General features: G+C 72.4%; 15 protein-coding genes and 4 pseudogenes. 8 read left to right on the forward strand and 11 right to left on the reverse strand.

Annotation, left to right across the window (positions count from 1 at the left end; all coding sequences use genetic code 11):
• Window positions 1-8: 8 nt before the first annotated feature.
• Window positions 9-1700 (reverse strand): DUF885 domain-containing protein, encoded by a 1692-nt coding sequence (locus ACGFWE_RS21005; RefSeq protein ID WP_393600860.1) that lies wholly within the window; start codon window positions 1698-1700, stop codon window positions 9-11.
• Window positions 1701-1733: 33 nt separating this feature from the next.
• On the reverse strand, window positions 1734-2228 hold the full coding sequence (locus ACGFWE_RS21010) for an Lrp/AsnC family transcriptional regulator (protein ID WP_352387040.1): 495 nt from the start codon (window positions 2226-2228) through the stop codon (window positions 1734-1736).
• Window positions 2229-2288: 60 nt separating this feature from the next.
• Here ACGFWE_RS21010 and ACGFWE_RS21015 point away from each other — a divergent pair, with 60 nt between their 5' ends.
• Window positions 2289-3491 (forward strand): trans-sulfuration enzyme family protein, encoded by a 1203-nt coding sequence (locus ACGFWE_RS21015; protein ID WP_393600862.1) that lies wholly within the window; start codon window positions 2289-2291, stop codon window positions 3489-3491.
• Here the strand turns inward: ACGFWE_RS21015 and ACGFWE_RS21020 are convergent.
• From ACGFWE_RS21020 to ACGFWE_RS21030, 3 genes are all read right to left on the reverse strand, one after another.
• The gene (locus ACGFWE_RS21020) at window positions 3445-4866 is read right to left on the reverse strand and encodes a GNAT family N-acetyltransferase (protein WP_393600864.1); all 1422 of its coding nucleotides are present in this window, start codon (window positions 4864-4866) and stop codon (window positions 3445-3447) included. The genes ACGFWE_RS21015 and ACGFWE_RS21020 overlap by 47 nt on opposite strands.
• 136 nt (window positions 4867-5002) lie before the next feature.
• Complete coding sequence (locus ACGFWE_RS21025) at window positions 5003-6589, reverse strand: alkaline phosphatase D family protein (protein ID WP_393600866.1); 1587 nt, start codon at window positions 6587-6589, stop codon at window positions 5003-5005.
• A gap of 132 nt (window positions 6590-6721) precedes the next feature.
• Window positions 6722-8176, reverse strand: coding sequence for a PLP-dependent aminotransferase family protein (locus ACGFWE_RS21030; protein ID WP_393600868.1), 1455 nt, complete (start codon window positions 8174-8176; stop codon window positions 6722-6724).
• Between the two features lie 47 nt (window positions 8177-8223).
• Between ACGFWE_RS21030 and ACGFWE_RS21035 the strand changes: the two are divergent.
• Window positions 8224-9012 (forward strand): annotated as a pseudogene (locus tag ACGFWE_RS21035) (EamA family transporter); the annotation flags it as partial.
• Between the two features lie 93 nt (window positions 9013-9105).
• Here the strand turns inward: ACGFWE_RS21035 and ACGFWE_RS21040 are convergent.
• On the reverse strand, window positions 9106-9936 hold the full coding sequence (locus tag ACGFWE_RS21040) for an alpha/beta fold hydrolase (protein ID WP_352387030.1): 831 nt from the start codon (window positions 9934-9936) through the stop codon (window positions 9106-9108).
• A 170-nt stretch (window positions 9937-10106) separates the two neighbouring features.
• Here ACGFWE_RS21040 and ACGFWE_RS21045 point away from each other — a divergent pair, with 170 nt between their 5' ends.
• The gene (locus ACGFWE_RS21045; RefSeq protein WP_352387029.1) at window positions 10107-10991 is read left to right on the forward strand and encodes an RNA polymerase sigma-70 factor; all 885 of its coding nucleotides are present in this window, start codon (window positions 10107-10109) and stop codon (window positions 10989-10991) included.
• 167 nt (window positions 10992-11158) lie between these two features.
• Window positions 11159-11920, forward strand: a complete 762-nt coding sequence (locus ACGFWE_RS21050) for a GntR family transcriptional regulator (RefSeq protein WP_393600871.1) — start codon at window positions 11159-11161, stop codon at window positions 11918-11920.
• 59 nt (window positions 11921-11979) lie between these two features.
• Here ACGFWE_RS21050 and ACGFWE_RS21055 read toward each other — a convergent pair whose 3' ends face one another.
• Together ACGFWE_RS21055 and ACGFWE_RS21060 are read right to left on the reverse strand one after the other, a co-directional pair.
• Entirely contained in the window at window positions 11980-13137 is a 1158-nt protein-coding gene (locus tag ACGFWE_RS21055; protein ID WP_352387025.1) for an ROK family transcriptional regulator, read from the reverse strand.
• 110 nt (window positions 13138-13247) lie between these two features.
• Window positions 13248-13633, reverse strand: a pseudogene (locus tag ACGFWE_RS21060) (DNA-binding response regulator); the annotation flags it as partial.
• Here ACGFWE_RS21060 and ACGFWE_RS21065 point away from each other — a divergent pair.
• Window positions 13607-13933 (forward strand): annotated as a pseudogene (locus ACGFWE_RS21065) (ABC transporter permease); the annotation flags it as partial. The pseudogenes ACGFWE_RS21060 and ACGFWE_RS21065 sit on opposite strands and share 27 nt — an antisense overlap.
• 56 nt (window positions 13934-13989) lie before the next feature.
• Window positions 13990-14436, forward strand: coding sequence for a hypothetical protein (locus tag ACGFWE_RS21070; protein ID WP_352387023.1), 447 nt, complete (start codon window positions 13990-13992; stop codon window positions 14434-14436).
• A gap of 4 nt (window positions 14437-14440) precedes the next feature.
• On the opposite strand, the gene mug is transcribed toward ACGFWE_RS21070, so the two are convergent.
• Both mug and purB read right to left on the reverse strand, forming a co-directional pair.
• Window positions 14441-14989, reverse strand: a complete 549-nt coding sequence (gene mug / locus ACGFWE_RS21075; protein ID WP_352387146.1) for a G/U mismatch-specific DNA glycosylase — start codon at window positions 14987-14989, stop codon at window positions 14441-14443.
• Window positions 14986-16428: an adenylosuccinate lyase gene (purB, locus tag ACGFWE_RS21080; protein WP_393600873.1), complete on the reverse strand. Its 1443-nt coding sequence runs from the start codon at window positions 16426-16428 to the stop codon at window positions 14986-14988. Before purB ends, mug begins: the two co-directional genes overlap by 4 nt.
• A 152-nt stretch (window positions 16429-16580) precedes the next feature.
• Here purB and ACGFWE_RS21085 point away from each other — a divergent pair.
• A pseudogene (locus ACGFWE_RS21085) lies at window positions 16581-17194 on the forward strand (alpha/beta hydrolase); the annotation flags it as partial.
• 122 nt (window positions 17195-17316) lie between these two features.
• Entirely contained in the window at window positions 17317-17748 is a 432-nt protein-coding gene (locus ACGFWE_RS21090; protein ID WP_393601997.1) for a hypothetical protein, read from the forward strand.
• A 39-nt stretch (window positions 17749-17787) separates the two neighbouring features.
• On the opposite strand, the gene ACGFWE_RS21095 is transcribed toward ACGFWE_RS21090, so the two are convergent.
• Entirely contained in the window at window positions 17788-18756 is a 969-nt protein-coding gene (locus ACGFWE_RS21095; RefSeq protein ID WP_393601945.1) for a sigma-70 family RNA polymerase sigma factor, read from the reverse strand.
• Window positions 18757-18760: the final 4 nt, after the last annotated feature.

Genomic DNA, 18760 nt, shown 5'->3' on the forward strand with positions numbered 1-18760 from the left:
CCCGAGCGTCAGAGCTGCGCCAGTTCGTCCACCAGGTCGTCGAGTCCCAACGAGCCCTGCGACAGCGCCGCCATGTGCCAGGCCTTGAGGTCGAAGGCGTCGCCGTGCCGCTCGCGGGCCTTCTCCCGGCCCAGCAGCCAGGCCCGCTCGCCGAGCTTGTAGCCGATCGCCTGGCCGGGGATCGTGAGGTAGCGGGTCAGCTCGCTCTCCACGAAGTCCGCCGGCCGGCTGCTGTGCGCGCCGAAGAACTCCTGCGCCAGCTCGGGGGTCCACCGCTCACCCGGGTGGAAGGGCGAGTCCGCCGGGATCTCCAGTTCCAGATGCATGCCGATGTCGACGATGACCCGGGCGGCCCGCATCATCTGCGCGTCGAGATAGCCGAGCCGCTGCTCCGCGTCCGTGAGGAAGCCGAGCTCGTCCATCAGCCGCTCCGCGTACAGCGCCCAGCCCTCGGCGTTGGCGCTGACCCCGCCCACCGCCGCCTGGTAGCGGGAAAGGTTCTCCGCGACATGGGCCCACTGGGCGAGCTGGAGGTGATGGCCCGGCACGCCCTCGTGGTACCAGGTCGAGACGAGGTCGTAGACCGGGAAGCGGGTCTGCCCCATGGTCGGCAGCCAGGTGCGGCCGGGGCGCGAGAAGTCCTCCGAGGGGGGCGTGTAGTACGGGGCGGCCGCGCCGCCGGGCGGGGCGATGCACGACTCCACCCTCCGCACCCGCTCGGCGAGTTCGAAGTGGGTGCCGTCCAGCGAGTCGATCGCCTGGTCCATCAGGCCCTGGAGCCAGTCGCGGACCTCGTCGACGCCGTCGATGTGCGTGCCGTGCTCGTCGAGGTGGGCCAGCGCCACCCACGGCGTCTCGGCGCCCGGCAGGATCTTCTCGGCCTCCTGCTTCATCTCGCCGAGCAGCCGGTGGTACTCGGACCAGCCGTACGCGTACGCCTCGTCCAGATCGAGGTCCGTGCCGTTGAAGTAGCGGGCCCAGCGGGCGTACCGCTCCCGGCCCACGGTGTTCGGGGCACCCTCGATCGTCGGCGTGTACACGTCCCGCATCCAGTCGCGCAGCTCCACCACGGAGGCGGTCGCGGCGCGGGCGGCCTCGTCCAGCTCGGCGCGCAGCGACTCGGGTCCCGCCGAGACGAAGTCCTCGAACCAGCCACGGCCGTTGCCGTCGGTGTCCGCCCACTCGGTGAGCTGCTCGACGAAGGTGGCGGTCGGACGCGGCGCCGCGTACAGCTTGCGGTCCAGGCCGAGTTGGAGGGACTCGCGGTAGCCCGCGTACGCCGTCGGCACCGATCGCAGCCGCTCGGCGATCGCCGCCCAGTCCTCCTCCGTCTCCATCGGGGTGACGGTGAAGACCTCACGGATCTCGTGCGCGGGCGTGGCCATGTTGCCGACCGCGCGCAGCCCCTCGTCGGCCTCGTGCACGGCGAGTTCGGCCGTCAGCCGCTCCCGCAGCAGTCGGCCGCACCGGCGCTCGATGTCGCTGTCCGCGCCGGGCTGCCGCTCGGCCTCGTCGAGCCTGACGAGCGTGGTCCGCCGAAGCTCCGCGAGCGCCTCCTGGCCCGCCGGTGAGGTGTCGGGCAGCTTGCTCGAACTCTCCTTCACACCCAGGTAGGTACCGGTGATCGGATCGAGGGCGATGAGCTCGTCGACGTAGGCGTCGGCGACCTGACGGGGCAGCGGGCTCTGAGTCTCAGACATGCGGTCCATCCTCATACGCGGACCTCGCGGGCGTCACCCCGATTCCGCTGTCGGCGTGGCCGGCGGAAGGAGCGGCCCGCAGTCCCACTGCTGGAAGATCAGCCGGGTCTCCACCCGGGCCACCTCGCGCCGGGAGGTGAACCCGTCCAGCACCAGCCGCTGCAGATCCGCCATGTCCGCCACGGCCACGTGCACGAGATAGTCGTCGGGGCCGGTCAGATGGAAGACGCTCCGCGACTCCGGCAGCGCCCTGATCCGCTCCACGAACGGCCCGACCAGCTCCCGCCGGTGCGGCCTCACCTGCACCGAAAGGAGCGCCTCCAGACCCCGGCCCAGCTTGGCCGGATCCAGCCGCAGCTGATGTCCGAGGATGACGCCCGAGCGGCGCAGCCGGGTCACCCGGTCCAGGCAGGTCGACGGCGCGACACCGATCTGGGCGGCGAGATCGCGGTAGGTGGTCCGGGCGTCGTTCTGCAGCAGCCGCAGCAGATGCAGGTCCACCGGGTCCAGTACGACAGATTCGGCCATCGGTCGAACGTAGCACGGGCTTCTCCCCGTAGAAGCCGGTTGGTGTTCACCCTTGCGGGCATGGACTCAGCGCGCACCTCCACCGCCTCTCGTACGCCGGTCAGAGCACTGGCCACCGAGGCCGTCCACGCCGGCCGCGACGACCTCGCCCGCCAGGGACTGCACGCCCCGCCCATCGACCTGTCGACGACCTACCCGTCCTACGACAGCCGCGGCGAGGCCGCCCGCATCGACGCCTTCGCCGCCACCGGCGCCGAGCCGGAGGGCCCGCCGGTGTACGGACGCCTCGGCAACCCGACCGTCGCCCGCTTCGAGACCGCCCTGGCCCGCCTGGAGAACACCGAGGCCGCGGTCGCCTTCGCCAGCGGCATGGCCGCGCTCACGGCGGTCCTCCTCGTACGGGCCTCCCTGGGCCTGCGCCATGTGGTGGCCGTACGTCCCCTGTACGGCTGCAGCGACCACCTCCTGAGCGCTGGACTCCTCGGCACCGAGGTCACCTGGACCGACCCGGCGGGAGTCGCCGACGCGCTGCGCCCGGACACCGGCCTGGTCCTGGTCGAGTCCCCGGCCAACCCCACCCTCGCCGAGATCGACCTGCGGGCCCTGGCGCACTCCTGCGGCTCCGTGCCCCTCCTCGCGGACAACACCTTCGCCACACCGGTGCTCCAGCGTCCCGCGGAGCTCGGCGCCCACCTCGTGCTGCACAGCGCCACCAAGTATCTCGGCGGCCACGGGGACGTGATGGCCGGGGTGGTGGCGTGCGACGAGCAGTTCGCCGGGCACCTGCGGCAGGTCCGTTTCGCCACGGGGGGCGTCCTGCATCCGCTGGCCGGCTACCTCCTGCTGCGAGGTCTCGCCACTCTTCCGGTACGGGTGCGGGCGGCGTCCGCGAACGCCGCCGAACTCGCCCGCCGCCTGGCGGCCGACCCGCGTGTCGCCCGGGTCCACTACCCGCGCATCGGCGGCGCGATGATCGCCTTCGAGGTGGACGGCGATCCGCACGAGGTGATCAGCCGGGTTCGCCTGATCACCCCGGCGGTGAGCCTGGGCAGTGTGGACAGCCTCATCCAGCATCCGGCTTCCATCAGCCACCGCGTCGTGGACGCTCACGACCGCAGGGGCGCGGGCGTGGGCGATCGACTGCTCCGGCTGTCGGTGGGGCTGGAGGACGTCGAGGACCTGTGGGCGGATCTGGACGCAGCACTGGAGCGCCCGGTCAGGGACGCCGAGCTGTGTCGGCCTGCGGCTCGGCGACTCCGATAGCAGGCTCTGCCTCCTGCTGCCGGGCGATACGCGCGGTGATCACCAGGGTCCCCTCCTCGATCTGGTAGTCGAGGGGGAGTCCCAGCCCCCGCATCGCCGCGACCATCCCGGTGTTGGACGACTGGGTCACGGCGTACACACTCTCGCACCCGGCCTCGACAGCCAGCGCGACCAACCGCTCCAGCAGCTCGCTCCCGATGCCCCGCCGCTGCCACGCGTCCTCGACGAGCAGGGCCACCTCGGTCTCGTCGCCGTCCCACAGCAGATGCCCGAGTCCCACGATCCGCCCCGACGCGGTCTGCACGGCGAGGGTGCGGCCGAAACGAGGACTGAGCAGGTGGTTGAGATACCGGTCGGCGTCCCGGACGGGCCCGTGGTACCGCATGGTGAGCGTCCGCGACGAGCACCGCTCGTGCATCGCCCGGGCCGCCTCCAGGTCACCGGTGTCGGCACGCCGGACGGTGATGTCCCGGCCCTCCGGCAGCGTCATCACGTCCTGGCTGCGCGGCACCCGCGGACCGAGCCGGGCGTCCAGCTCGACCAGGGCCCGGGCCCGGGCGAACTCCGTCGGTGTGAACGGCAGATGCGGCCGCTCCACGGTGATCACTCCGCCCTCCGGCGCCCGCAACCGCATCACGGTGTCCTCCAGAACCCCTTCCACGGGCACTCCCTGAGCCCCTCCCGTCGAAGTGGCCGGCAGGGACCGGATCGTGCTGCGGCCCAGCAACTGCCTGAGCGCGAGCGGGAGTTCCGCCGCGTCCAGCGCGGTGCGGGTGGCGAGGCCGAGCACCCGGGTCGGGGCGTCCACCAGATCGTGCGTGTCGGCCCGCTCGATCCAGGTGTCCGAGCCGCCGGCCCGCGCGACGGCCCGGGTGATCTCGGAGCCCTCCAGCGTGCCGGGGGCGCGCAGCAGGAACTCGTCGACCGTGCCCGTCGCCAGCGGGTGGGTCTGCAGGCTGAGGATGTCGATCCGCTGCCCGGCGAGGACCGTGCACAGGGCGGCCAGGGAGCCCGGTTCGTCCTTGACCGTGGTGCGCATCCGCCACAGCGTGCTCTCCGTGACCACCGGGTCCGAGGTCACCGGCGGCCGGTCGGCAGGCCCGGCCCGCTCCCCCTCGGGCAGCGGCCCGGCGCCGGTATCACCCGTCGGGGGTGCGTGACCGTGGCGGCGTGCCCACCAGGTGTGGAAGCCCGCCGTGGCGGCCAGGGCCACCGCCGAGATCACCAGCAGGGCAGTGCCGTCGGGGCCGTGCCCGATCAGGTTCGCCACGGTGTCGGCCACCGCGACGGCCGTGAACAGGGCGGCGAGTTCGATGACGTCGCGCCGCCAGTGGTGCACGGGGCGACCGTGTTTCGCACGGGTCACATCAGACATGTCTCGAGTCATACAGCCACTGTGGAGGAACGGTGTTGCGTGATCACGAACGCCTTGTGACTGATCGGTTAAGCGTGGTTCTGCGCTTTTTTGTACCATTTTCAATGGTTCAGTCGTGAGCGATGTCGGCGAGAGGTCACTGGCCCACCCGGCCGGGCTGGAGCACCCGCGTGAACAGCACCGTGCCGTCCTGCTCGCGCAGACGTACCGTCAGCTCACCGCTGTGGCCGTCGATGTCGACCTCGCCGAAGAACTGGTAGCCGCCCGCGGGGGAGACGTTCGAGGCGGTCGGGGCCTTCACGAACACCCGCTCGGGGCCGAAGGTGCCGTCGAGCGCACTGGCCGGGAAGGCACCCGCGTTCAGCGGCCCCGACACGAACTCCCAGAACGGCTCGAAGTCGGTGAACGCGGCCCGCGACGGCTGGTAGTGCTGGGCCGAGGTGTGGTGGACGTCGGCGGTCAGCCACACCGTGCCGGTGATCCGCCGGTGCTTGATGTACCGCAGCAGCTCGGCGATCTGCAGCTCACGTCCGAGCGGGGCGCCCGGATCGCCCTGCGCCACCGCCTCGATGTTCGCCCTGCCCTCCGTGGCGTCGGGCACGACCAGGCCGAGCGGCATGTCGGAGGCGATCACCTTCCACACCGCGCGCGAGCGCGACAGCTCCCGCTCGAGCCACTCCAGCTGCTCCCGGCCGAGGATGCCCTGCGGGTCCACGGTCTGGTCGTCGGGCGAGTTGGCGTTGCGGTACGTCCGCATGTCCAGCACGAACACGTCGAGCAGCGGCCCCTGCCGCAGCACCCGGTACACCCGGCCCTCCCGGGCACCCGGCCGCAGTGTGGAGACCGGGAAGTACTCGCTGAACGCGCGCCGGGCCCGGCCCGCGAGCACGTCGACGCTCTTCACGGTGTAGCGGGCGTCGGAGTCGAGGATCGTCTGGCCCGGGTACCAGTTGTTGCGCACCTCGTGGTCGTCCCACTGGATGACGGACGGCACCTGGGCGTTGAAGGTCCGGAGGTGGTGGTCGAGCAGGTTGTAGCGGAAGTTGCCGCGGAACTCGGCCAGGGTCTCGGCGACCTTGGACTTCTCCTCGGTGGTGATGTTCCGCCAGGTGCTGCCGTCGGGCAGGGCGGCGGTCGCCGCGATCGGGCCGTCGGCGTAGATGTTGTCGCCGCTGCACAGGAAGAAGTCCGGGTCGAGCTCGGCCATCGCCCGGTAGATCGTGTAGCCGCCGAAGTCGGGGTTGATGCCCCAGCCCTGCCCGGCGAGGTCGCCGGACCACAGGAACCGCACCCCGTCCCGGCGCTTGGGGGAGACCGTGCGGAAGGTGCCGGCGACCGGCTCGCCGGTGCGGCGCGGGTCGTCCGGGTCGGCCAGCAGCACGCGGTAGTGGATCTGCTCGCCCGACGGCAGACCGCGCAGCCGGGTCGTACCGGTGAAGTCGGTGTCCGCGCCGAGCAGCGGGCCGTGCCATCTGCGGGGGTTGCGGAACGACTCCGTCGCGGAGGTCTCCACGATCATCCGGGCCGGACGGTCGGAACGCACCCACACCAGACCGGAGTCGGAGGTCACGTCTCCCGTCTGCACTCCCCAGCCCGCCCCGGGGCGCCCGGAGAGGGCGAAGGCAGGTGCGGCTGCGGACATCGCGGGCAGGGTGAGGGCGGCCGACGCGGCCAGGGAGCCGCGCAGCACGCCGCGGCGGCCGGGGAACGGACGGTGTGACATGGAGGCGCCTCCAGGGACGGGATCCGGCCGGTGTGCGCTGCCACAACTACGGGGCCATCGCGGCGCACACGCGAACCCCAGGTGAACAACCGGCCGCGGGAACAGGGGAACCCGTGTGCCCGAGGGCGCGGCTCAGCCGCGGGCGGCCTCGGCCATCAGTCGTACGCCGTCCCGGATGCGCGTCGGGGGCAGGTGCGCGTATCCCAGGACCAGCCGCACGCCTTTCTCGTCGTCGGGCTCGGCACGCGCGTGTGCGTAGTCCGTCAGCGGACGGACGGCCACGCCCGCCGCGCCGAGGCGGGCGAGGAACGTCCCCTGGGGGCCGTACCGGTGTGGCAGCGCGGCGATGACATGCAGCCCCGCTGCGATCCCGGACACCTCCGTGCCGGGCAGGTGTTCGTCCAGCGCGGAGACCAGCGTGTCGCGCCGCTCCCGGTAGGCGCGCTGGCAGCGGCGCAGTTGGCGGTCGTAGTCGCCGCGCTCCACGAACCGGGCGAACAGCGCCTGGTCGAGCGTGGGATGGCCGAGATCCATGGTCCGCTTGCGCTCGACGACCTCGTCGGCCAGCGTCTGCGGCACCAGCAGCCAGCCGAGCCGCAGCCCGGGAGCGAGGGACTTGCTCACCGATCCCGCGTAGGCGACACGGTCCGGATCGAGTCCCTGGAGCGCCCCCACGGGCGCCCGGTCGTAACGGAAGTCGCCGTCGTAGTCGTCCTCCACCACGAAGCCGTCGACGGAGCGCGCCCAGTCGAGCAGTTCCGTGCGCCGCCGCGCGTAGTAGGCGATACCGGTGGGGAACTGGTGGGAGGGCGTCGTGACGACGGCGCGCACGCCCGAATCCCGCAGGGACCCGACGCAGATCCCGTCCTCGTCCAGCGGTACGGGAACGGTGGTGACACCCGCCGCCGCGTACAGGGAGTCGTGCTGGGGGCTCCCGGGATCCTCCACGCCGACCGTCCGCAATCCGCGCGCGTGGAGCGCGAATCCGAGCAGCGTCGTCGCCTGGGCCACGCCGGAGACGACCACGATCCGCTCCGGATCGGCGACCACACCCCTGCGGCGTGTCAGCAGCTCGGCCAGCGCGGCGCGCAGCCGGGGCAGCCCGCGCGGATCGGGATAGCCGAGGTCCTGGTGCGGCAGCTCCGCCAGCACGCTCCGGTGGGCGGTGGCCCAGGCGGTGCGCGGGAACAACGACAGGTCGGGCGTCCCCGCGACGAAGTCCGCGCGGGTGCCCGCGGTGCGCGGGGCCAGGTCACGCGCGCGTGGCCGGGTGGCCCGCACGGCACCGCCGACCCAGGTGCCGGCCCCGCGGCCGCTGCGCAGATAGCCCTCCGCCGTCAGCTGTTCGTACGCCTCGGTGACCAGCCCGCGCGACACCCCGAGGTCGGCGGCCAGGTCCCGGCTCGACGGCAGCCGGGTCCCCCGCACGAGCCGCCCGGACCGAACCGCCTCCCTCAGCGCCGCCTGAAGGGAACGGCCACGCGTGCGTGCCGGCGCGGAGACGGCGGGCAGGAGCAGCTCCCAGGCGGCCGAGCCGACGCGGTCGTCCTGCGGCCCTTGCTGCGGATTGGTCCCCGATGACGTCATGCCACTGGACCTTAAACCGGGCCGCGGCGCTCTCTAGCGTCGTCCCCATGAACGCCACCACCACGCGCGGCTCACTCCTCGCCGCGCTCGCCTGCGTCCTCGTCGGAGGGTCCTTCACCGCCAACAGCCTCCTCGGCGACTACCCGTACGCGGGCGGCCAGGCCCTGCGCTACGGCCTCGCCGCGCTGTTGCTGGTCCCCCTGGCCGCGAGCGGGGCCGCGGCACGGCTGCGCGCCCTCACGTCCCGCCAGTGGACGCGTCTCGCGCTGCTCGCCGCCGTGGGCATGGTGGGCTTCAACCTCGCCGTCATCGCCGCCGAACGCACCGCGGAACCGGCCGTCCCCGGCGTCCTCGTGGGCTGCGCCCCCGTCCTGGTGGCCGTTCTCGTCCCGCTGCTGGAGGGACGCCGGCCCCGACGCCGTGTCCTGCGGGGCGCGTTGTTCGTGGCCGTCGGCGCCTTCGCCGTCCAGGGCTGGGGCCGTACCGACGGCGCGGGTCTCGCCTTCTCGGTGTGCGCGCTGGCCGGCGAGGTCGGTTTCGCGGTGCTCGCCGTACCGGTGCTGCGGCCCCTGGGGCCACGGCTGCTGTCCGCCACCGTCTGCGCGGTCGCCGCCGTCGAGGCCGCGGCGGCCGGAGTGCTCCTGGACGGCACCGCGTGGCTGCGCCGCCCCGACACCACCGAGACCGCCGCGCTGCTGTGGCAGGCGGCGGTCGTCACCGTCGTCGGCTTCGTGTGCTGGTACATGGGCATGCAGCGGATCGGCGCCGAGCGCGCCACGCTGTTCTCCGGCCTCATCCCGGTCGCGGCCGCCGCCACCGCGCCCCTCGTCGGCACCGGCTCCTACGGCACCGCCCAGGCCGTGGGCAGCGCCCTGGTCGGCGCCGGAGTCGCCCTCGGATCAGGGGCGTTGAGCCGCGGGCCGAACGGCTCAGCGGCTGCCGTCGAGGATGACCCGCGCGACCAGGGCCGGGTCGTCGTTCATCGGGCAGTGGCCGCAGCCGGGCAGACGCACGAGCCGGGCCCGGGGAATGATCTGCTTGGCCCGCACACCCTGCCGGCGCACGAGCACCCTGTCCCTGGTGCCCCAGGCGACCGTGACCGGCAACCCCGGGACGTCGTCGCCGAACTGGACGGCGGTACCGGCCCGGAGCGTCTCGTCGAACCCGGTGGCCTGCGCCAGGGCGAGCGTCTCGGCGACCACGGCCTCGGGTGAACGCCGGCCCGGGCGGGCGTAGATGGTGCTCGTGAGCAGCGTGCGGCCGGTCGCGCTGCGCGACAGCCGCTCGACCAGCGGCAGCGGCAGCCGCCGCGAGATGCGCCGCATCGCGAGCAGCACCCCGAACGCGTAGCGCCGCTCGGCCTGCGACCAGAACCCCGCGGGAGCCAGCGCGGTGACGGACCGCACGAGCTGTGCGCGGCCGAGCTCCAGGGCCAGCAGCCCGCCCAGGGAGTTGCCCGCCACGTGCGGGCGGTCGAGTTCGAGGGCCTCGCACAACGCCTTGAACACGGACGTCGTGGTGGCCAGGTCGTACGACAGCCCCTCGGGCAGCCCCGGCGACGCCCCGAACCCGGGCAGGTCCACGGCGATCACGTCGCGCTCGGTCGCCAGGATGTCCACCACCGGGTCCCAGGCCTGCCGGTGGTGTCCGATGCCGTGCAGCAGGAGCAGCGGCTCACCGCGGCCCACGCGCGCGTAGGAGACGGTCACGGGCTGCGGCCCCTCGGGGGAGGGGACTTTGAAGGAGACGGTGGCGGACATGAGGGCTCCTTGACGGCGACTCACGGGGGCTGGGGCGATGACGCGCGGCGGCCGCGCCGTAGACAGCTTGTCAGCAATTGCTACTGGCGGGTAGACCCTGCCGGTCCACGGGTCCGCCACGCGCTCATAACCGCCTGGACACCACCCGGCGTCTGCGTTGGGATGAACCCGTGGCCACTGACACCGAGACCGATGTCTTCGAAGAGCACCGTCCCGTCCTCCTGGGCGTCGCCTACCGCATGCTCGGGCGCGTCGCCGACGCCGAGGACGTGGTGCAGGAAGCCTGGCTGCGCTGGTCGGCGGCCGACCGGAGCGAGGTGCGCGAACCGCGCGCCTACCTGGTCCGCGTCACCACGCGCCTGGCGATCGACCGGCTGCGCCAGGTCAAGGCACGCGGCGAGACGTACGTCGGCCCCTGGCTGCCCGAGCCGTACGTGACCGACTTCGGGGACACCGTCCCGGACACCGCCGAGCAGGCCGTCCTCGCCGACTCGGTCTCCCTCGCGGTCCTGGTCGTCATGGAGTCGCTGTCACCGCTGGAGCGGGCGGTGTTCGTCCTCAGGGAGGCCTTCGGGTACCCCTACGCCGACATCGCCGCCATGCTCGACCGTGCCGAACCCGCCGTACGGCAGCTCGCGGGGCGGGCCCGCAGGCACGTCGACGAACGACGGCCGCGCTACGACGTGGACCCGGCGCGGCGCCGCGCTCTGACGGAGCGTTTCCTCGCCGCCGCGGGCGGAGGCGACCTGGAGGGGCTGATGTCGCTGCTCGCCCCGGACGTCCGGCTCGTCGGCGACAGCGGCGGCAAGGCCAAGGCGCCGCTGCGGGTCCTGGAATCGGCCGACCACGTGGGCCGCTTCATCGTCGGCGTCGCCAACAGGGGTGTCCCGGACTTCGGTTGGCGCTTCCTGGAGCTCAACGGCGGGCCGGCGGTGCTCGTCCTGTCGGGCGGAAAGCCCGACTCCGTCTTCCAGCTGGACATCCTGGACGGCCGTATCCAGTCCGTCTACATCATCCGCAACCCGGACAAGCTGCGCGCCCTGTCCGTTGTCTGACAGCCTCATGAACGCTGTGTGGCATCACGTCCGCGCGGCCTGCAGGGGATCGAGGATTGGTCTTGACCAAGGGGGGGTGCCGCCCTATGGTCGCAGAGAAGTGCAACAACCTTTAATAAACAAGGGCGCTAAAACGCCGCCGGACCACGGCGATTGCGGAGGCAAGGGTGGGGACCACGCAGCTCGAATCGGTGCCGGAACCGAAGTACTGGCATCTCAAGACCGTGCTCAGTGAGGCATTGGACTCCGAATTCTCCGTGGGCGAGATCCTGCCCAACGAGCGCGATCTCGCCGCCCGTTTCGGTGTCGCCCGCGCCACGCTCCGCCAGGCCCTGGAGCAGCTGGAGCTGGAAGGCAGGCTGCAGCGCCGCCGCGGTGTCGGGACGACCGTCGCGCCGCCGCGGGTGGGCGTGGCCGTCGGTTCCGAGCAGCACGCCTGGCCCGGTGCGGCCGGCGACGACTGGCAGACCGTCGACTGTGCCGCCGCGGTGCCGCCCGCGTCCGTCGCGGACGCACTCGGGACCGACCGCGAGCAGCCGGTGCACACCGTGCGCCGCTCCCGGATGACCCACGGCCAGCCCGTCGCGGCCGAACTGCTGTACATCCCCGAGGCGTCGGTGCCGGAGCTCTCCGCCATAGACGCGCCGTCGGGCGCGGCACGCGCGCGTGCGGTGCTGCGCGAACTGCAGCGCCTGGAGCTGGAGAGCCGGGAGAACGCCGTCGAACTCGGCTCGGCCCGCGCGGACGACGCGAAGGAACTGGACCGACTGCCCGGCGCCCCGGTGCTCGTCGTGACCACCCGCTACCTGGCCGGGGGCCGCACCGCCGCGGTCTCGGTGGCCACCTACCGCGCGGACACCTGCCGGCTGACCTTCGGGGACTCCGGCGCGGTGGAGATCCACGAGAACCCCGAACGCCAGGCCTCCTGAGCGATACGGCGGTGTCCCGGACGTGTGTCCGGGGCACCGCGACGCCGGCACCGGACCGCTCAGCGCCGTGCCGTGACCGTGCCCTCCACGGCGAACAACTGCTCCTCCACATGGTCCAGGGCCAGCCGCAGCGCACCCGTCGCCACGGCCGCCTCGCCGAGCAGCGACAGGGCGACCTTCGGCGGACGCAGACAGTAGCGGGCCAACTCGCGCCGCAGCGGCTCCAGTACGCCGTCCAGACCGGCAGCCCAGCCGCCGACCACGACGAGTTCCGGGTCGAGGGCCAGGACGAGCGCGGCCACGTCGTGGACGAGTCGCTGGATGAAACGGTCGACGGCCGCCCGGGCCCGCTGGTCGCCCTCGCGTGCCTGCGCGAAGACCTCGGCGACGGCCTGCTCGTCGAGCGGGTGCAAGGGCTCGTCGGTGGTGGACAGCAGCGTCTCCGGGCTGACCTCGCTGCCCAGCAGATGCAGCGCGCCGATCTCCCCGGCCGCCCCGCCGTACCCCCGGTGCAGCCGCCCGCCGATCAGTGAACCCGCCCCCGGGCTCAGCCCGGCCAGCACGAACACCACGTCGTCGGACTCGGTGGCGGAGCCCTTCCAGTGCTCGGCCACGGCGGCCGCGTTGGCGTCGTTCTCGACCAGCACCGGGCACTTGAAGGAACGGCTGAGCCGCTCGCCGAGCCGCAGCCCCGTCCAGCCGGGCAGCGCCGCGCACAGCCGTATGGTGCCGTCCGCCTCCACGATGCCCGGCGAGGCGACGCCCACGGCCCACAGGGAGTCGCGCGCGACGCCGGCCCGGCGCAGCAGTTCGGCGACCGCGGTGCGCAGCCGCTCCAGGCGCTCGTCGGCAGGGGCCGTCTCGTCGACGTCCTTGGCGACGGCGCCGAGCACCCGGCCGTCGAGGTCGGACAGGAGCGCGGCGACCCGGTGCGGCCCGATGTCGAGGCCCAGCAGATGCCCGGCCTCGGCCCGGAACCGGAACCGTCGCGCGGGCCGCCCCTGTCGTCGGGCGACGCTCTCGTCCGCCGCCTTCTCGACCACCAGGCCGCCCTCGATGAGCCCCTCGACGACCCCCTCGACCGTCGGCCGGGACAGGCCCGTCACCCGGGTGATCTCGGTCAGCGTCGCGCAGTCCGTGGCACGCAGGGCATGCAGCACCACCGCGGAATTGATCCTTCGCAGGAGCGAGGGGTCCCCGCCGGTCAGTCGCCCCAACGTCCGTCCTCCCAGCTCGTGCGCGTGTTGGGCGGATCGTACTCGGCCGAACGCCCCGTCGGCAGTGCCGGGCCGGGAGATACGTCACACGCCCAGGCGGGCCGCTCGGCTCAGCCCGGCGCCACGAACCCCGACTCGTACGCCGCGATCACCGCCTGGGTGCGGTCCCGCGCCCCCAGCTTCGCCAGGACGGCGCTGACGTGCGACTTCACGGTCTCGGTGCCGACGACCAGCCGCGCGGCGATCTCCGCGCCGGACAGACCGCGCACCATCAGCCGCAGCACCTCGGCCTCCCGCTCGGTCAGCCGGGCCCGCTCCATCGCGGCCCGGGCCGACCGGTTGCCGCCTTGTCGCCGTACTGGGCGGCCGGCTGCCGTACCGAGGCAAGGAACAGCAGCGACTCGCCCTCGGTGACCAGCCGCACGGCGTGCACGATCTCGGCCGGCCGGGCCCGCTTCAGCAGAAACCCGTCGGCACCGGCCCACAGCGCCTCGTAGTCGGCTGCGGGATCTACCTCACCCCGATGGCACTGCCGGCGGCCGGTCTCGCGGCAGCGCTGCGCAGTGGGGTGGCGGCGCTCTCGCTCCTGATCCCGTTCGTTCTGGTCGTCTCGTTCGTGATCGGCGATGGGGCCGGTGGCGCCACCGGCTTCATGCCGGACCGGGCGGGACAGATCATCCTGTACGAGACGCACGAGGGTCCGCTGGGACCGTGGACGGGACTCGCCGTGACCGCCGCCTGGCCCCTCGCCGCCCTGGCCGCGCGCGCCTGGAGCGTGCGACACCGGGACGCCTGACCCCAAGTCGCCTGACGCCCCGCCAATTGTCAGTGGCGGCCGGTTTACTGGATCACATGGACAGTGCGAAGTACCTCGCCGCGATCGACTCGCTGTGCGCCCGCGACCTGACCGCGGCGGACGGCGAGCCGGTTCCCTACGGGGCGGGACCCGGCTACCGCATCGAGTCGTTAGCGGTGAGCCACGAGACCCGGACCGGTGACGCGGCGCGGCGCATGGCGGCCGTGGCGGACTTCTACGCCCTGAAGAGCGCCATAGCGCAGCAGTTGGACGACCGCTGGGGGAGGCAGCAGCCGCTCTGGGGGATGGGCACGCTCCGGGTGCACGGCGAGCGCGGCGACGAGATACCCGAACCCTGGGCCACGACGAGTTCCGTGGCGGACGACCTGGACCTGTGGCAGCCCCCCGGCTCGGACCGCTGGATCGCCCTCGCCGTGGGCTACCGGGACGAGACCGACGAGGTCCACGTCCTCGCCGTGGCCTCGGACATCGACCCGGTGTGACCCGCTAGCCGCGCTCCGCCGCCACCCGCAGCCGGGCGAACTCCTCCGCCATCGTCGCCGCGGTCCAGTGCGCGTTGAGTCCGCTCGGATTGGGCAGCACCCATACACGCGAGTTCCCGATCGTCCGCTCCTGCGGGCCGACCTGGGCCTTCCTGTCGTCGAAGGCCGCGCGGTAGGCGGTGACTCCCACCACGGCCAGCCAGCGGGGCCCGAGCCGCGCCACCTTCTCCGCCAGCAGCCGCCCGCCCTCGCGGTACTCCTCGGCGCTCAGCTCGTCCGCCCGCGCGGACGCCCGGGCCACGACATTGGTGATCCCGAGCCCGTACGACAGCAACTCCTGCTGCTCCGACGGCTTCAGGAGCCTCGGCGTGAAGCCGGACAGATGGAGCACCGGCCAGAACCGGTTGCCGGGGCGGGCGAAGTGATGGCCCGTCGCCGCCGTCATCAGCCCGGGGTTGATGCCGCAGAACAGCACGCGGAGGCCGTCCGCGACGACATCCGGCACGAGCCGGTCGCGGGCGGCCTCCAGGTCCGCCGGGGTGAACCGGGTCAGAGGATCGCCCCCGGCGCGTAGCCCGCGGCCGCCGGGTGCTGCTTGACGATCTCCTCGATCCGGCCCACGACGACGGCGACCTGGTCGGCCGCGGCGCCCGTGAAGGACAGCTTGTCGGCCATCAGCGCATCCAGTCCGGCCCGGTCGAGCGGAATGCGCTCGTCCGCGGCCAGCTTGTCGAGGAGTTCGTTGCGCTCGGCGCCCTGCTCGCGCATCGCGAGAGCGGAGGCCACGGCGTTCTCCTTGATCGCCTCGTGCGCGACCTCACGGCCGACGCCCGCGCGCACCGCGCCCATCAGCACCTTGGTGGTGGCGAGGAAGGGCAGGTAGCGGTCCAGCTCGCGCGCGACGACGGCCGGGAACGCGCCGAACTCGTCGAGCACGGTGAGGAAGGTCTCCAGGAGACCGTCGAGCGCGAAGAACGCGTCCGGCAGCGCGACCCGGCGCACCACCGAGCAGGACACGTCGCCCTCGTTCCACTGGTCGCCCGCCAGCTCGCCGGTCATCGAGGCGTAGCCGCGCAGGATGACCATCAGGCCGTTGACGCGCTCACAGGACCGCGTGTTCATCTTGTGCGGCATCGCGGAGGAGCCGACCTGGCCCGGCTTGAACCCCTCGGTCACCAGCTCGTGCCCGGCCATCAGCCGGATCGTCTTCGCCAGCGAGGACGGGGCCGCGGCCACCTGCACCAGCGCGGTGACGACCTCGTAGTCCAGCGAGCGCGGGTAGACCTGGCCGACCGAGGTGAACGCCTGCGAGAAGCCCAGGTGAGAGGCGATGCGCTGCTCCAGCTCCGCCAGCTTCGACGCGTCCCCGCCCAGCAGGTCCAGCATGTCCTGCGCGGTGCCGACCGGGCCCTTGATGCCGCGCAGCGGGTAGCGGGCCAGTAGCTCCTCGACCCGGCCGTACGCCACGAACAGCTCGTCCGCCGCGGTCGCGAAACGCTTGCCGAGGGTGGTGGCCTGCGCGGCCACGTTGTGGGAGCGGCCGGCCATGACCAGCTCGCCGTACTCGCCGGCCAGCTTGCCCAGGCGCGCCAGGACGGCCACGCTGCGGTCGCGGATCAGTTCCAGGGAGAGCCGGATCTGGAGCTGCTCGACGTTCTCCGTGAGGTCCCGGGAGGTCATGCCCTTGTGGACCTGCTCGTGCCCGGCGAGGTCGTTGAACTCCTCGATCCGCGCCTTCACGTCGTGCCGCGTGACCTTCTCGCGCTCGGCGATGGAGGCCAGGTCGACGGTGTCCAGGACCCGCTCGTAGTCGGCGAGGGCCTCCTCGGGCACCTCGATCCCGAGGTCCTTCTGGGCCCGCAGCACGGCGAGCCAGAGCTGACGCTCGAGCTTCACCTTCTGCTCGGGCGACCAGAGCGTGGCGAGCTCGGCGGAGGCGTAGCGTCCGGCGAGGACGTTGGGGATGCGGGGCTTGGCGGGAGCGGAAGTCACGTGTACGGAGTTTACCTGCCGTCCGTGGGGGCTCTGAAACGTCCATAGAGTCCGGAGAGCGCAGGTCGGATGCACTCCGACCTGCGCTCTTCCGTGGGGTCTGTGAGACGGGCGTGGACGTTGATGGGGAAGTCGGCGGAGACCGGGTCCTGATGGCGCAGGGTGTGGAACATCCGCCAAGGAGTGACCCCGTCGACCTGCTGATCCCGCAGGGCAGCGGCGACAAGCCGCTGGTCGTTAACATTCCCGGCGGCGGCTTCCACACCCCCATGAAGGGCGGCGGCGCGACCGGCGTGCAGACGTACCTCGCGCAGCAGGGGTACGCGGTGGCGAGCATCGTCTATCGGGGCCTGGAGGACGGCATCTGTTCCGACGCGGTCGTCGACGCCAAGTCCGCGATCCGGTTCCTGCGCGCACACGCGTACGGCTACGACGCCGCGAACGTAGCCGTGGGGGTCAGTCCGCCGGACGCTGGCTCGCGGCGATGGTCGGCACCACCAACGGGGTGAAGGAGTTCGACAAGGGTGCCGACCTCGACCAGAGCAGTGACGTGCAAGCTGTCGTCGACGAGTACGGCCTGTCCGACCTACCCAAGGTCGCCGCCGACTTCGACGAGGCGGCCCAGAAGGAGCACCGGACCGCCACGATCACCGAGGCACAGTTCGTCAACGGCAAGAACAGCGGCAAGACCATCGCCGACGACCCTGCCGCCGCCAAGGCCGCCAATCCGGTCACTTATATTGACAGCGCGGATCCCGCCTTCATGCTGGCGCAGGGCAGCGCCGACAACATCGTGTCACCCAGCCAGACCCTGCTCCTGCACACGGTCATGGTCGTGGTGGCGTGCCACCGCTCCACCCACTCCGCCCAGGCCGGGGGAACCGCGGTATGGCCGACCACCTCGGAGCCCGGGACCGCGGCGGGCGGGTCACAGAAACCCAGTTCCACGTCTTCGCAGCCCTCGCCGAGTTCATCCGCGAGCTCATCGTCGTCGGCACCAACGAGGGCCTGGCGGCCGCCCGCGAGTGCGGCCGGGTCGGCGGGCGCCCGAGCGTCGCCGCCGAGGAAGTCATCCGCGCCGCATGCGATCTACTGTCCGACCCCAGCCGCTCGATCACCTCGGTCGCCAAGCTGCTGGGCGTCGCGCCGGGCACCCTCTACAACCACATCCCGGACCTGCGCGAGCTGCGCGCTGGTGCCGTGCCCCGTCAGTTCGAAGCGCCGATGAGGTGGGCCGGCTCCAGCAAGATCAATCGCGGCGGCACCTTCTGTACCGCAACTACTCGCACCCTTGTCTACAGGGGGTCAGTGACCACCTAGGAAACCTGGGCACTGTGCCTGGCCGCGGTCGGTGTTGGGTCACCACTGGGTGATGAGTGGGATGTCCGGTCCGCGGTGCCGCCAGACTTCGGTCAGGCGGACGAGGCGGGTGGGGGCGGCGATGCCGCGCACGATTGAGATCCTGCCGTCGGTGACGTCGAACGTCACGGCGCCTATGACCTGATCGCCGAGCACGAAGAGGATGGCGGGCCCGCCGTTGACGAGCGCGTAGTGGACGGCGGGCGTGCCGCCGGCGAGTCGCCGTTTCGCGGGTGTGGGTCTGAAACCGGCTCGTGCGATGGCGGCGATGCGCTGCGGAGTGTCGTACTGCAGCAGCGTCTTGGCCGGGCCGGCGGCGTTGGAGTCGGCGATCGCGGTCGCGTCGGCGGTGAGCAGCGCCACCAGGCGTTCGGTGCGGCCCGAGGAGGCAGCGGCGAGGAATTCCTCGACGATCCTGCGGGCGGATGCCGGGTCGGCTTCGCCGCCGCTGGGGCGCCCGGCAGTGATGCGGTGCCGGGCCCGGTGGAGGTGCTGCTGGCTCGCGGACTCGGTGATGTCGAGGATCTCGGCGATCTCGGCGTGGCGGTGGGAGAACGCTTCGCGGAGGACGTAGACGGCCCGCTCAAGCGGTGACAAGCGTTCCATGAGAGTCAGCACGGCCAGGGAGACCGATTCGCGCTGCTCGAAAGTGTCGGCCGGCCCGAGCATCGGGTCGCCGTCCAGGAGCGGTTCGGGCAGCCAGGCGCCGACGGTGCGTTCGCGGCGGGCCTGTGCCGAGCGGAGCCGGTCGAGGCACAAGTTGGTGACGACCTTGGTCAGCCATGCTTCCGGCACTTTGATCAGCTGCCGGTCGGCGGCCTGCCAGTGCAAGAACGCGTCCTGCACGGCGTCTTCGGCATCGGCGGCGGAGCCCAGCAGCCGGTACGCCAGCGAGGCCAGCCGGTTCCGGCTGGCCTCGAACCGGCTGGTGTCAAAGCGATCAGTGGCGGTGCTGTCCACGCGGACCATCCTC

The organism is Streptomyces sp. NPDC048523, from assembly GCF_043199815.1.
Taxonomy (GTDB): domain Bacteria; phylum Actinomycetota; class Actinomycetes; order Streptomycetales; family Streptomycetaceae; genus Streptomyces.